General features: G+C 41.0%; 14 protein-coding genes and 1 pseudogene. 9 read left to right on the top strand and 6 right to left on the bottom strand.

Annotated features, from left to right (window positions below; genetic code table 11):
- Positions 1-5: 5 nt before the first annotated feature.
- The 7 genes and pseudogenes from ACTQ3V_RS09610 (at position 6) to ACTQ3V_RS09580 (ending at position 6,527) form a co-directional block, all read left to right on the top strand.
- On the top strand, positions 6-1,616 hold the full coding sequence (locus tag ACTQ3V_RS09610; RefSeq protein ID WP_002605633.1) for a recombinase family protein: 1,611 nt from the start codon (positions 6-8) through the stop codon (positions 1,614-1,616).
- A 91-nt stretch (positions 1,617-1,707) separates the two neighbouring features.
- Positions 1,708-1,920: pseudogene (locus ACTQ3V_RS09605) on the top strand (plasmid mobilization protein); the annotation flags it as partial.
- Entirely contained in the window at positions 1,917-3,110 is a 1,194-nt protein-coding gene (locus tag ACTQ3V_RS09600; protein ID WP_441467325.1) for an AAA family ATPase, read from the top strand. The pseudogene ACTQ3V_RS09605 and the gene ACTQ3V_RS09600, both read left to right, overlap by 4 nt.
- Positions 3,111-3,327: 217 nt before the next feature.
- Positions 3,328-4,530, top strand: coding sequence for a plasmid recombination protein (locus ACTQ3V_RS09595; protein WP_441467324.1), 1,203 nt, complete (start codon positions 3,328-3,330; stop codon positions 4,528-4,530).
- A gap of 9 nt (positions 4,531-4,539) precedes the next feature.
- Entirely contained in the window at positions 4,540-4,920 is a 381-nt protein-coding gene (locus tag ACTQ3V_RS09590) for a TnpV protein (protein WP_441467323.1), read from the top strand.
- Between the two features lie 109 nt (positions 4,921-5,029).
- Positions 5,030-5,242, top strand: coding sequence for a helix-turn-helix domain-containing protein (locus tag ACTQ3V_RS09585; protein WP_441467322.1), 213 nt, complete (start codon positions 5,030-5,032; stop codon positions 5,240-5,242).
- Positions 5,243-5,252: 10 nt separating this feature from the next.
- Positions 5,253-6,527, top strand: coding sequence for a DNA methyltransferase (locus tag ACTQ3V_RS09580; RefSeq protein WP_441467321.1), 1,275 nt, complete (start codon positions 5,253-5,255; stop codon positions 6,525-6,527).
- A gap of 35 nt (positions 6,528-6,562) precedes the next feature.
- Here the strand turns inward: ACTQ3V_RS09580 and ACTQ3V_RS09575 are convergent, their stop codons facing one another.
- Both ACTQ3V_RS09575 and ACTQ3V_RS09570 read right to left on the bottom strand, forming a co-directional pair.
- Complete coding sequence (locus ACTQ3V_RS09575) at positions 6,563-7,153, bottom strand: MjaI family restriction endonuclease (protein ID WP_441467320.1); 591 nt, start codon at positions 7,151-7,153, stop codon at positions 6,563-6,565.
- On the bottom strand, positions 7,150-7,371 hold the full coding sequence (locus ACTQ3V_RS09570) for a helix-turn-helix domain-containing protein (RefSeq protein WP_441467319.1): 222 nt from the start codon (positions 7,369-7,371) through the stop codon (positions 7,150-7,152). The genes ACTQ3V_RS09575 and ACTQ3V_RS09570 overlap by 4 nt, the downstream gene beginning before the upstream one ends.
- 89 nt (positions 7,372-7,460) lie before the next feature.
- Between ACTQ3V_RS09570 and ACTQ3V_RS09565 the strand changes: the two genes are divergently transcribed.
- Both ACTQ3V_RS09565 and ACTQ3V_RS09560 read left to right on the top strand, forming a co-directional pair.
- Complete coding sequence (locus ACTQ3V_RS09565) at positions 7,461-9,041, top strand: ATP-dependent nuclease (RefSeq protein WP_441467318.1); 1,581 nt, start codon at positions 7,461-7,463, stop codon at positions 9,039-9,041.
- Positions 9,026-10,150 carry a UvrD-helicase domain-containing protein gene (locus ACTQ3V_RS09560; protein WP_441467317.1) on the top strand — a complete coding sequence of 375 codons (1,125 nt, stop codon included), beginning with the start codon at positions 9,026-9,028 and terminating at the stop codon, positions 10,148-10,150. The genes ACTQ3V_RS09565 and ACTQ3V_RS09560 overlap by 16 nt, the downstream gene beginning before the upstream one ends.
- Before the next feature lie 283 nt (positions 10,151-10,433).
- Here ACTQ3V_RS09560 and ACTQ3V_RS09555 read toward each other — a convergent pair whose 3' ends face one another.
- Genes ACTQ3V_RS09555 through ACTQ3V_RS09540 form a run of 4 tightly spaced genes read right to left on the bottom strand, consistent with a single transcriptional unit; the run spans position 10,434 to position 12,978 of the window.
- On the bottom strand, positions 10,434-11,132 hold the full coding sequence (locus ACTQ3V_RS09555) for a metallophosphoesterase (protein ID WP_373166349.1): 699 nt from the start codon (positions 11,130-11,132) through the stop codon (positions 10,434-10,436).
- 15 nt (positions 11,133-11,147) lie between these two features.
- The gene (locus ACTQ3V_RS09550) at positions 11,148-12,272 is read right to left on the bottom strand and encodes a site-specific integrase (RefSeq protein WP_441467316.1); all 1,125 of its coding nucleotides are present in this window, start codon (positions 12,270-12,272) and stop codon (positions 11,148-11,150) included.
- Positions 12,273-12,470, bottom strand: a complete 198-nt coding sequence (locus ACTQ3V_RS09545; protein ID WP_373166346.1) for a DUF3173 domain-containing protein — start codon at positions 12,468-12,470, stop codon at positions 12,273-12,275.
- Positions 12,451-12,978, bottom strand: coding sequence for a rolling circle replication-associated protein (locus tag ACTQ3V_RS09540; RefSeq protein ID WP_441467314.1), 528 nt, complete (start codon positions 12,976-12,978; stop codon positions 12,451-12,453). The genes ACTQ3V_RS09545 and ACTQ3V_RS09540 overlap by 20 nt, the downstream gene beginning before the upstream one ends.
- Positions 12,979-13,084 lie beyond the last annotated feature (106 nt).

Here is a 13,084-nt window from a genome sequence, read left to right as displayed (position 1 = left end):
ACACTATGTTAAGACAGACCACCCGAAACCTTATTACCGCCCTTTATCCGAGATTATCCCACGAGGACGAGCTGCAAGGTGAGAGCAATTCTATTTCAAACCAGAAGCGTATTCTTGAAACCTATGCGAAGCAGAACGGCTTTTCCAATCTGCAATGGTACACAGATGACGGTTATTCTGGGGCGAACTTCCAAAGACCCGGTTTTCAAGCCATGCTTGCGGACATTGAAGCCGGAAAAGTCGGCACCGTTATCGTCAAGGATATGTCACGGTTAGGGCGAAACTATCTGCAAGTGGGAATGTATACGGAAATGATTTTCCCACAGAAAGGCGTCCGCTTTATCGCTATCAATGACGGAGTGGACAGCGCACAGGGCGACAATGATTTTGCCCCTCTGCGGAACATTTTTAACGAATGGCTGGTGAGAGATACGAGCAAGAAAATCAAAGCAGTAAAACGGTCTAAGGGTATGAGCGGGAAGCCCGTCACGAGCAAACCCGTATACGGCTACTTTATGGACGAGGACGAAAATTTTATCATTGACGGGGAAGCCGCCCCTGTTGTGCGGCAGATTTACAGCTTGTGCCTTGCCGGGAACGGGCCGACCAAGATAGCCCGTATGCTCACAGAGCAGGAGATCCCCACGCCGGGAACGCTGGAATACCGTCGGACGGGAAGCACCCGCCGCTACCACCCCGGCTATGAGTGCAAGTGGGCGACCAATACCGTGGTACATATCCTTGAAAACAGGGAGTACACGGGCTGTCTGGTAAACTTCAAGACGGAGAAGCCGTCCTACAAGACCAAGCACAGCGTAGAGAACCCCATTGAGAAACAGGCGATTTTCGAGAACCACCATGAGCCTATCATTGACACCCAGATGTGGGAGCGTGTGCAGGAGTTACGCAAGCAGCGCAAACGCCCGAACCGCTATGATGAAGTGGGCTTATTCTCCGGCATACTCTTTTGTGCCGACTGCGGCAGCGTCCTTTACCAGCAGCGTTACCAGAACGCCACCCGCAAGCAGGATTGTTATATCTGCGGGAGCTACAAGAAGCGTACCCGTGACTGTACGGCGCACTTTATCCGCACCGACCTGTTGACCGCCGGAGTGACCGACAATCTGCGGAAAGTCACCAGCTATGCAGCGAAGCACGAAGCCCGGTTTATGAAGCTGCTGATCGAGCAGAACGAGGACGGGGGCAAGCGCAGGAACGCCGCAAGGAAAAAGGAGCTGGAAGCCGCCGAGAAGCGTATCAGCGAGTTATCCGCTATCTTCAAGCGGCTGTATGAGGACAGCGTGACCGGGCGCATTTCAGACGAGCGTTTCACGGAGCTGTCGGCAGACTATGAAGCCGAGCAGAAAGAACTGAAAGAGAGAGCCGCCGCTATCCGGGCAGAGCTTTCCAAAGCGCAGGAAGCCACGGTAAACGCAGAAAAGTTTATGAATGTTGTCCGCAAGTACACCAGCTTTGAAGAACTTACCCCTACCCTTTTGCGTGAGTTTGTGGAGAAAATCGTTGTGCATGAGTGCAGCTATGACGAGAACGGCACACGCAGACAGGACATTGATATTTATTACTCTTTCGTTGGCAAGGTAGACCTGCCCGAATGACCGCCCGACCTATCCGGCGCAATGCGCAAACGCCGGATAGGAACGGCAAAATTTTTTACACTTCTACTACTTCTTTATCACACATCAGCAAACTAAGCAGGATTATATCACAAGGCGACTCACGCACAGAGATATAGTTGTGCAAGGCAATCCGAGAGTATTCAAGGCTTTGCGAAACCAGCTTGCCGATGTGCTGTCGGAATTACAGCGAATAGAAGCCGGCGGCGATGTCAATGACGAGCTACTTGATTTAATTGAAATGATAGCCGATATTCTCGGCGGGTTAAAGGAGGAATCAGAATGATAGATAAAAAAGAAAAGACCGCTCCAAACGTATCTGTTGGCGCAGATACGGAGCAGTCAATCCAAAAATGTACTGACAATATTATAACCGATTATGATGAAAATATCAAGGATTTGGACGAAAGTTTTCGTGAAATGCAAAGAGAAATGCTTAGGCAAATGGATCCGTCCTATCTGAAAACCGTTTCAATGTCGGCTCTGTATGATACCGATTTCGAAACACAAACCGCACTTATAGACGGTCTGCTTTATCAGGGAACTTACTTATTCGTGGGTTCTCCGAAAGTAGGAAAGAGTTTTATGATGGCACAGCTTGCCTACCACATCAGCACGGGAACTCCGCTTTGGAATTATAGGGTCCGCAAAGCAACCGTTCTTTATTTTGCCCTTGAAGATGATTACCCTCGCTTACAGCGCAGGCTCTATCATATGTTCGGCGCTGACGGAACGGACAACCTGTATTTTGCAACACAATGCAAAACCGTAAACGGCGGTTTGGAAGACCAAATAAGAGGCTTTATACAGGAACACCCCGATACAGGTCTTATTATAATCGACACCCTAAAGCGTGTTCGAGAGACAGGCGGTGCGGATTACAGCTACGGCAGTGATTACGATGTAGTCGCAAAGCTGAAATCGCTTGCCGACAGCTACAAGGTAACAATGCTTATCGTCCATCACACACGCAAACAGCAGGCAGACGATAAATTTGATACAATCTCCGGCACAAACGGATTGCTCGGTGCGGCAGACGGCGCCTTCGTCCTCAGCAAAGAGAAACGAACCGCCAATGCCGCAACGCTTGACATCACCGGCAGAGACCAGCAGGATCAACGCATTCATCTTGTGCGTGACCCAAATCGATTGGTATGGGAGTTTGAAAAATCGGAAACCGAGCTTTGGGTGGAACCGCCTGACCCACTGCTTGAAAAGGTATCGACTGTTCTTCCTTCGGGAAGTAGCAGTTGGGATGGGACGGCCTCCGAGTTGTGCGTGAGACTTGGCTTGGATATAAAGCCGAATGTCCTATCGCTGAGGCTGAGTATCAACGCAGGGCGGCTGCTTAAAGATTATGGCATTCATTACAAGGCAAGCCGTACGCACGGCGGGCGAAAAATATCTCTTTGGAAAGAAAGCGTGTCAATGTGTGACGACCGTGACGAACTTCCCGATAACGGTGCTCTGGTCTGAAACATTGTCACCATCGTCACGGTTTGTCACAGCAAAAGTTTAGCGGAGTGTGCAGAGAGTGCCTTTTCAAAGGCGACTCTTTGCCCTTCGGAGAGCGCAAAACCTGCTTGCAGGTTGCATTTTTGATGGGCTCGCCTGTCAAAAGTGCTTTTGCGTTACTCTTGACAAGAGTAACAGAACCCCGGCTACGCCGGATAAGGAAAGGATGTGATTTTTTATGAAAAGAACGATAAGCGCAATGGTCGGTAAAGGCTCGGTTAATCACAACAGCCGCAAGTTCAAAGCGGAAAATGTTGACGGCAGCCGAACGCATCTTAATATCGACTACTGCAATGAAAATATCAAGAAAGTCTATCACGAATTGTTTGACAAAGCTCTCGAAAGATATAATTCAAAGCAGACAAGAGCCGACCGCAAGATAGAGAACTATTATGAAAAAATCAGAAATTCCAAGCAAGAAAAACCGTTTCACGAACTCATTTTGCAGATAGGCGATAAAGAAAATATGAGTGCGGAAAGTGAAAACGGAGCACTTGCAAGAGAAGTTTTGGACGAATATTATCGTGGATTTCAGGAGCGTAATCCGCAACTAAAAGTGTTCTCTGCTCATCTTCATATGGACGAAGCAACACCCCATTTGCACATTGATTTTGTTCCGTTCACCACTGGAAGCAAACGTGGACTTGAAACAAGAGTATCTCTAAAACAGGCGCTTGCTGCACAAGGTTTTAAGGGCGGGACCCGGGGAGATACTGAGTGGAACCAATGGGTAAGCGCAGAAAAATCCGCACTCGCATTTGTTATGGAACGCCACGGAATTGAGTGGGAACACAAGGGTACTCACGAAAAACATCTGTCTGTTTTGGATTACAAAAAGCAGGAGCGAGAAAAGGAAATCGCTGTATTGGACAACCAACTTGCCGAGAAAAAAGACGAGTTTCAAACAGTGCAAAGCCGTATTCAAAATTACGATAACGGTACACAGGTTATTGAAGAATTGGAAAAGCGCATTGAAACCGACAGCGAATTTCAGTTGCCCGATCCACCTGCATTGATGTCGGCAAAGTCATACAAGCAAAAGTTTGTTGAACCTCTGATCAAGAAGCTGAAGGAGGTCATAAAAGAGGTGTTCTACCGTTATTATCACGCTCTTGACAGCTATCACCGACTTAATAATACTAACGCAAGTCTATATCGTGAGAACGAGCGTTTGAGCAACATCAACGACCGTTTGACTGATGAAAACACTACGCTTCGGGCTGAAAACAAGGATTTTAGATTGCTCCGCAAGGTGTTCGGAAGTCAGCAAATTGATGCTCTGGTTTCACAGGCAAAGGAGCAGGAACAGCAACGAAAGCACACAAAACAACCCTCTAATCAGCGCACAAAGCGCATTAGAAATAATGATTTTGAAAGGTAGGAAAACAAAATGGCAAAGACAATTTTTGAACAAATGGGCGGTACTTACACACAAGTTGGGGATTATTATCTCCCCAATTTGAAACTGCCCGAAGAAGAAAAACAAGCAAATATCGGCGTATGGGGTATGAGGCATAAACGGTTTTTGAAAGAAAATCATCGTGTGCTTTATGCTAATCTGATAACTTCGGGAAAACTTGTTACATATCTTGATGATATCGAGCAACAGGCAACCGCTATGTTTCTCCGGCTGGTAAAAGAACTTGCCGAAAAAGAAAATGTAACCGAAGAACTCAAAGTAACCGACCAAATGCTGTGGGTACAGAAGATGAACAATATTCGTAATCGTGCAACGGAAATTGTAAATGCAGAACTAATCTTCACGGTATAAGCACAACGGCGGCAGCGAGAAATCTCTGCCGCTATTTTCGTAAAACAGTTGACATTATCAATTATATGTTTTATAATATCAATTGATCAATGGTATATGGAGGCTTTATATGACTACTTCAGAACAAATCCGAGTGTTGTGTGTGAGGACAGGTATTAGCTTGTCTGAGCTTGCACGAAAGATAAATCAAACTCCACAAAACTTTAACGCAAAGCTAAAAAGGAATACTGTTACTCAAGATGAACTCAACCAAATTGCAGATGTTCTTGGCATCACATACGAACAGTATTTTGTACTATCAAATGGCGAACAAGTCAAATAAGGAGTTAATTATGACTGAACATAAAATTATATTTGGCGACAGTCGCTCGCTAAATAAAATAGAAGACAAATCAGTACAGTTAATTGTCACTTCTCCCCCATACTGGCAATTAAAAGATTATGGTGCAGAAGATCAGATTGGCTTTAACGATAGCTATGAAGAATACATTAACAATTTGAATTTGGTGTGGAAAGAGTGTAATCGTGTTCTTTCTGACGGTTGTAGATTGTGCATCAATATCGGAGATCAGTTCGCTCGTTCCGTATATTATGGCAGATACAAAGTTATTCCGATCAGAACAGAGATAATCCGTTTTTGTGAATCTCTCGGTATGGACTATATGGGAGCTATTATTTGGCAGAAAACTACCACTATGAATACTTCTGGCGGTGGGGCTATCATGGGAAGTTTCCCTTATCCTCGCAATGGCATTCTTAAAATGGACTATGAGTTTATTTTGTTGTTCAAAAAATTGGGCAATGCTCCAAAGCCCACTCAGCAGCAAAAAGAACAATCTGCTATGACAAAAGAAGAGTGGGGGCAGTATTTTTCTTCTCATTGGAATTTCAATGGCGTCAAACAGATGGGACATATAGCTATGTTCCCGGAAGAACTTCCTAAACGACTGATTAAGATGTTTTCATTTGCGGGAGAAACTGTATTTGATCCATTTGCAGGTAGTGGCACAACATCACTTGCCGCAAAGAATCTTGGGAGAAATTCTATCGGTTATGAAATCAATAAAGATTTTGAACCCATTATTCGTGAAAAGTTAGGCGCAGATCAAATTAGATTAGGTGATGATGCCAAGATTATTTTCACAGAAGATGAGATTGGAAATGTTTATTCTTTCGATCAGCTCCCGTACATTTTCCATGATCCGCATTGTATGGACAAAAAGGTAGACGTAAAGAAGCTCCAATTTGGTTCAAAGATTGATCAATCAGAATCAAAGCGTGAAGAACTGTTCGGTGTGAAAAAAGTAATTGCTCCTGATAAAATTGAACTTAGTAATGGTCTCACTGTTTGTTTACTTGGAATAAAGATAAATCCATTATTCCAAGAGCAAGCAATTAGTTTCTTACAAGAAAAATTTCAAAAGCGAAAGGTTTTTTTGAAGTACGATAAAGTTAAATACGATGCTGAAAATAATCTTTTATGCTATGTATATCTTGATAATAAAACCTTTGTAAACAACCATTTGGTTAGGACAGGGTATGTTGATGTCGATACATCTTTCGACTATGCTTGCCAAAAGAAATTCTTGAATTCGATTCCAAACTAAAGAATGGGCGGAGGTTTTCGCCTCCGCCCACAACCTTATTCTTCTACTTCGACAGTCAATCCGGTCTTTGTCTTGGTATAATAAATCATTTTAACGTTGATCGTTTCGGATAAGCGTCCCATTGTCTTGTATGTATCAGGTTTTACCGAATAAGGAACATTACCAACATATCCGTCAATACCGACGGATTCTTCGTCCGGTGTTGCAAGACGATAAGTCGTTCCTTTGCGTTCTGCAAGAGAAGCCAAAATTGCCTTTTGAACATACATACCATTGAATGTCTTGGCAATGACGAGATCTTCAACCCAATGTTTAACCATTTCACGATCAATAAGCGGAATTGCATCACGAAGATTCTGCACCTGTGCATAAATCTTATCAGTTGCTTTTTCAAAGGCATCGGGGTATCTTTCTACATACCATTTACGCCAATTCTCAATGGTGATTTCTTCGCCGGATGCCATGAACTCTGGAAACAGTTCGGACATCTGACCGACAACAACGGGACGAGTGCCCTGTGCATTTTGATTTGCCCAATTAATCAACTGTGAAGTGTACTTAGGAAAGCTAAAAATATCACTTTCATTATAGCTTTCTATGTTTTCGTTTTTTAGGGTATATTTCATTCCTTATCTTCCTCCTTCAGAAAAAGTCTATATGTTTCGATCTCAAGTGCATCGGCTATACGCTGAATATTTTCAAGAGATATGCTTCTGCGATAACACTCAATTGCACTGATATATGTTCTGTGAAGCCCACACTTCTCGGCAAATGCTTCTTGGGATATGCCCAACACCTGTCGATAACGCTTTACGTTTGTTCCAAAAACTTTTACAATATCCATACTTGCAAACCTCCATATTATATAATATAATGATGAACACAATAAATCTACAGACAATAAGTAACATCTTGCTTGAGGGCGGTGGTTAAATGAATTATATTAAATCTTTGCATATCGAGGGTTTTAAGAAGTTTCAAACCCTGGATGTAGAATTTAATGAGCACATGAATATTTTTGTTGGAGAGAACGAAGCTGGGAAAAGCACCCTCTTAGATGCTATCAAGACGGTGCTAAATCAGCAATACCGTCTTGCAGATAAATCTGTGTTACGAGATTTATTCAACGCCCAAATGGTTAAGGAATTTGAAGCCAATCCAAGTGTTAAAACTTTACCTCGAATCTTGATAGAAGTAGAACTTGTGCTTGATCCTAAAACCAAAAACGCTGATTACTTCTATGGAGAAGTGTATGGAACATTAAAAAATCAAGATGAAAAATTTGGCATACGATTTGAGTGTAAGTACGATGAACTATTGGGAGCGGGTATGGAGCAATCCATATTGGAGAAGAAAATCCCGTATGAGTATTACGCACTTACATGGATGACATTCGCAAACAATCCATATCAAACAATTCGGAGACCGCTACAGTTCCTCGCCATAGATACAACGAGCAATGCCACAGCTCCATCATTTAATTCTTACAATAGAACATTATTTACAAGTAGATATGATGAGGCAACAAGAGCCAAGGCGAAAAACGATTTCCGCACGAAGTTAGTTGAAGCATTCGATGCTACCGAACTGCCAGAATTAGGTGATAATCGCAAGTTCGGCGTTGATACGAAGAAAGTTGTATTGGAAACCATACTGTCCGTTTACGAGGGAGCTATTGCTCTTGAAAATCGTGGTAGTGGAATGGAAAGCCTTATCAAGACGGAGATTGCTTTGGAAAAAGCCAATGGATTAGATGTTATTCTAATGGAAGAACCAGAAAATCATCTAAGCTTTACTACACTTCGTAAAATGCTCTATGAGATTTCTATAAAACAAAAAGATTCACAGATCATAGTTGCCACACACAACAATATGATAGCCAGCCGTCTAAATCTAAACAATGTTCTTTGGATAACAGAAAGCGTTGTAAAATCTCTTTCTGGAGTAGATAAAGATGTAGCAGAATTCTTTGTCAAAGCTGATGACAATGCTTTTCTTCAGTTGTTACTTTCAAACAAGGTCTTTCTTGTGGAGGGTGCTACCGAATTTTTGCTGTTGCCGCATTTTTACAAACAGATTACTGGTAAAACAATCGAAGAAGATGGTATCTCTGTGATCTCTTGTAATGGTATTTCTTATAAGAATTATCTTGAGATTGCCGAAAAAACAAGCAAGAAAATTTGCGTAATTACAGATAATGATGGTAAGCAGAACAGGATAGACGAGGCAACGGTGTTCAATAAAACTACTACATTGCAACACATCTTTTTAGGCACAACAACGGACGATTGGACGTGGGAAGCATGTCTGTATAATCTAAACAAAACGGTACTTGATGGGATGATAGAAGTTCAGGCAGGAGCGGATTATTTATTCCATAAAAAAGACTACGGACAAGTTCTGGGAAAAATGCTAAACAACAAAGTTGAGACAGCATATAAGATGCTTCTCTCTGGGACAACATTTGAAGTGCCCCAATACATAAAGGATGCAATCAAATGGCTAAGAGAGTAATCCTTGCCGTTGCGGGTGCGGGAAAAACCTATCATATCTGCCATGAGATAGACCCGACCAAGAAAAATTTGATACTTGCATATACCCACGAGAATATTCACAACATTCAAAAAGAATTATGCGATGCACATGGATGTGTACCGGAGTTGACGACGGTAATGACCTTTGATGCGTTCGTGTACCACAATTTTATTCTTCCTTATGAACCGAGTATCGCTAATCATTTTTCTGCACCTCGTTTTACGAGTAGCGGTATTTGTTTAACCGATCCCCCGCCACAGAGAATAAAAAATAAAAATGGTGAGATGGTCTATAATCCTTTATATAGAAAAAAGGATAAGCTTACTCATTATGTGACGAAGAAACGTCAATACTATTGCGCCACCTTGTCGGAGCTTGCGCTTCAAGTAAAAGAAAGGCGAGATTCTCTTATCAAGCGAGCCGCAGCACGCTTGAATATGTTCTACGATTATGTTTTGATTGATGAGTTTCAAGACTTCAGAGAATTTGATTATGAGCTAATCATAAAGCTTGCAAAGCATTTAGATAATATATTGCTTGTTGGTGATTATTATCAGCACTCTGTTTCTGCCCGAAACAACACGGGGAAACCATTCAAAACTCCAAAGGGCGATGTCTCATACGATGATTTTGTAGAATGCGTGATGAAAGCTGGGTTTGAAGTAGACACAACTACTTTGTCAAAATCCAGGCGATGTTCTGTAGATGTATGCAATTACGTAAGCAAAAAACTGGAGATTGATATTACGTCAACCGGCGACCACGAGGGGCAAGTAATATGGGCTGATAATATTGCTAACGATATTTTGAACAATGATCAGATTACTAAACTGGTTTATAGCGAGGCTACAAGATATTCATTCCCAGCCTTAAATTGGTCATACGCCAAAGGTGATACCGTGGATTGTGCTTGCGTAATTCTAACAAAAGATTTCGAGAAACTTGCTGAAGATAAGTTTTCGATCAAAAAAATATCCATTTCTACACTAAATAAATTGTACGTTGCTATGACACGTAGCCGAGGTGATTTGTACTTAATAAAATCGTCAACATTTAAGAAATTGCAAGATGCATATATCAGAGATTAACTGTCCTTTTAGTGACCGAAATCTGATTCTTAAATAACTTCCGTGGCAACAGAATGGCAACAAAAAATCGGATAGCGTATGCTTTACCGATAATACAAATAATGTAGATACTCTCTGCTAAATCTCATAAACAAATGCGTTTAAGATTGATTTACAGGGAGCGAGTGGGAGTAACGTATAGTCCCCTTGAAAGCCTGATTTTATAAGGCTTTCAAGGGGATTTCCTTATATGTAGCAACCATTTTGCAACCAACACATATTCTTTGATAGTAAATCAAATTCTTTAAAAGTACATTTCTTCCATAGTATCAAGACATAACACCCCTAATTTTCCGTTAAATCCACAACCACAGTCGATTGCGATGTGGTTGTTCATTTTGAGGATTTTTTCATTTCTTCCATTGGATAGAAGCTGTACGGGTGTATGTCCTGTAATCAAAATTTTATCTTCAAAATACACTTTATCATAGTTGGTTTCTGCCCATATTATTTCATACAGTTGATAATCACTTAATCTCTTTGTTTTCTTAAAATTATCTAATCCTGCATGAACCAGAATGTAATCCTGACCGTTGATTGCAATTTCTTCATAGAGTTCAAATTCTTCCAAATATTCTAATATTGTTTGTCTATCTTCTGGTGAGAGCGTTTTAAATTCCTCTAATGTGCTTTGTCCCCCGTTTTCAAACCATGTGAGCATACCTGTCACAAAGTCCTGATTAAAACTGTCAAGCGTATCTTCTGTTATTTCTTCCACCAATTTGGACAATACAGACAGAGCCATGAATTCATGATTGCCAAGCAGGGGAATGATATTAAAGTGGCACATCATATCAAAAAGGATTTTACAAGAGCCTGTCCCTCTGTCAACCACATCGCCAAGTACATACAAAGTATCATTTTCCTGCAATTTGATTGCCTTTAATGCCTGTTGGTATTTCTCGTAATTTCCATGAATATCACTCATAACGTATGTAGCCATAAATTTACCCCATTTCTATTTTGTATTCTCTGTAAGTAAGCCTGAGAGCCTGTCTGCGACCTCTCTGTTTGTATTTGGATATAAATGCCCATAAGTGCCTAATGTGGTTTCTATGTCCTCATGTCCGAGCCTGTCACGTACAACCAAAGCGTTTTCACCAAGAGATATTAAAAGGCTGGCGTGACTGTGCCTTAATGCGTGAATTTTTATCCTGTGAACTCCCGCAAGCTTAGAATGTCGTTCCAAAATATGCCTTGCAGTACTTTTATTAGTGGGCAGTCCGTTATACGATAAGACATATTTTGAAGGGACATTTTTCCGCTGCACCTCCTGCCATTCCAATAAATATTGAATCGTTGTATCATCTAACGCAATCACCCGATTTCCAGCTTTTGTTTTTGGTTCTTTGATGTAAAACTCATTCGCATTTTTATAGTACATGGATTTGCTGACGGACAAGGTTTTCTCTGTAAAGTTAATATCTTTTTCCAATAACAATGCCTGCGCTTCTCCTATCCGCAAACCAGTCATAAACATAAGCCAAAGGAATATAAAAGAAAAATGCTGGTAATAATCTGATTTGTCAATCATTGCGATTACTTTTTGAAATTCCTCGAAAGTCCAAAAATCAATTTTTTGTGAAACTTTTTTTACATTTCCAACCTGCTTCGCAACATTTACTTGAAGCAATCCAAGTTTTACAGCCAAATCCAAACTCATTTGAAAAATGCCGTATATATTCCTGATATAAGAGTTGGAATATTTTTCGGACAATTTATTTTGCCATTTTTTCAGCATAACAGCGTTAATATCTCTTAATTTTGTTTTATAAAAGAATGTGAAATGCAATCTCATAGTAGACTTGCGATTTTCAAAAGTGGATTTTCCAACAGAACGCTTATAATCCGGTTCAAAGTATGTTTCATAAAATTCTCTATAACTCATGGTGCTATTGGTTTTGACTGCTGTTTTAGAGTAATTGTTCATATACTCATCATAAGCGGCTTTGGCTTCCTTTTGCGTACTGAATCCTCTCTGCCAATGGCGAATCCGGTTTCCTTTTTCGTCATACCCTAAATTCGCTACAAAATACCACTTTCCGCTTTTCTTATCCTGATAGACATTTGAAATTTTAGGCATTCACACCACCTCTTTCGGTGGTGTTATTTTTAATCCTAGGATTTCTTCAACGGCTTCTACCGGAACCCGTCCCAGACGTTTGTTGTCATAATAGGCAAATCCTTTGTTTACCATTAGTCTTTTAGCCTTACGGATAATATCAGAAGATTGACTGATACCAAATCCAAGTGCCATCAATTCATTTTTGGTTATCGTCATAAGAACCGATTTCCTTTCTAATTTTGGTGTATCGTACAGTGCTTTCTGTAAACGATAGGTAATTCTCCAAATCCCACGGATTAAACTCCGGGGATTTCCAGGAATATGTTTTGGTAAACACCACATTGTCATTAGAAAAGTCCAAACAGCCTTCTACTTTCAAATAATCAATTTGGGGCATTTTCAAATTCTGTGACTTAAAAAAGGCTTTCTGCTTATAATCTCTTTCGTCAATGTTCTTTGAAAAATATTTACTGACATATCTTCCTCTGTTATCTTTACTATCTACATCGACCTTGTTGATCTTTATGAAGCCATGCCCCCAAACCTTTTGCAAAATCTCGTGTTTAATATATGGAAAATCAAAAAATATCACATGGTAATGAATTGCCCCTCGCTTCTGCTTTTCCCATACCGCCAAATATTTTAGTTGCTGTTTTTTGCTGTTATATAGATAAAAATTTAATCTTTTAATAAATTTGTTAAATTCGTAATTTGTATATTGCATTCTGCGGCACACAGCGGCCGTTGGTGCGGTGGTCCAGCGGCCGCTGTGCGGTTTAAGCAGCGGCCGAAATTAGTCAGTTATATTAGGTTTAATCACCACGGTGTAG

Source organism: Candidatus Agathobaculum pullicola, assembly GCF_052117205.1.
GTDB classification, from domain to species: domain Bacteria; phylum Bacillota; class Clostridia; order Oscillospirales; family Butyricicoccaceae; genus Agathobaculum; species Agathobaculum pullicola.
Note: the sequence above shows the minus strand (reverse complement) of the source record. Positions and strands in the feature narration are given on the sequence as shown.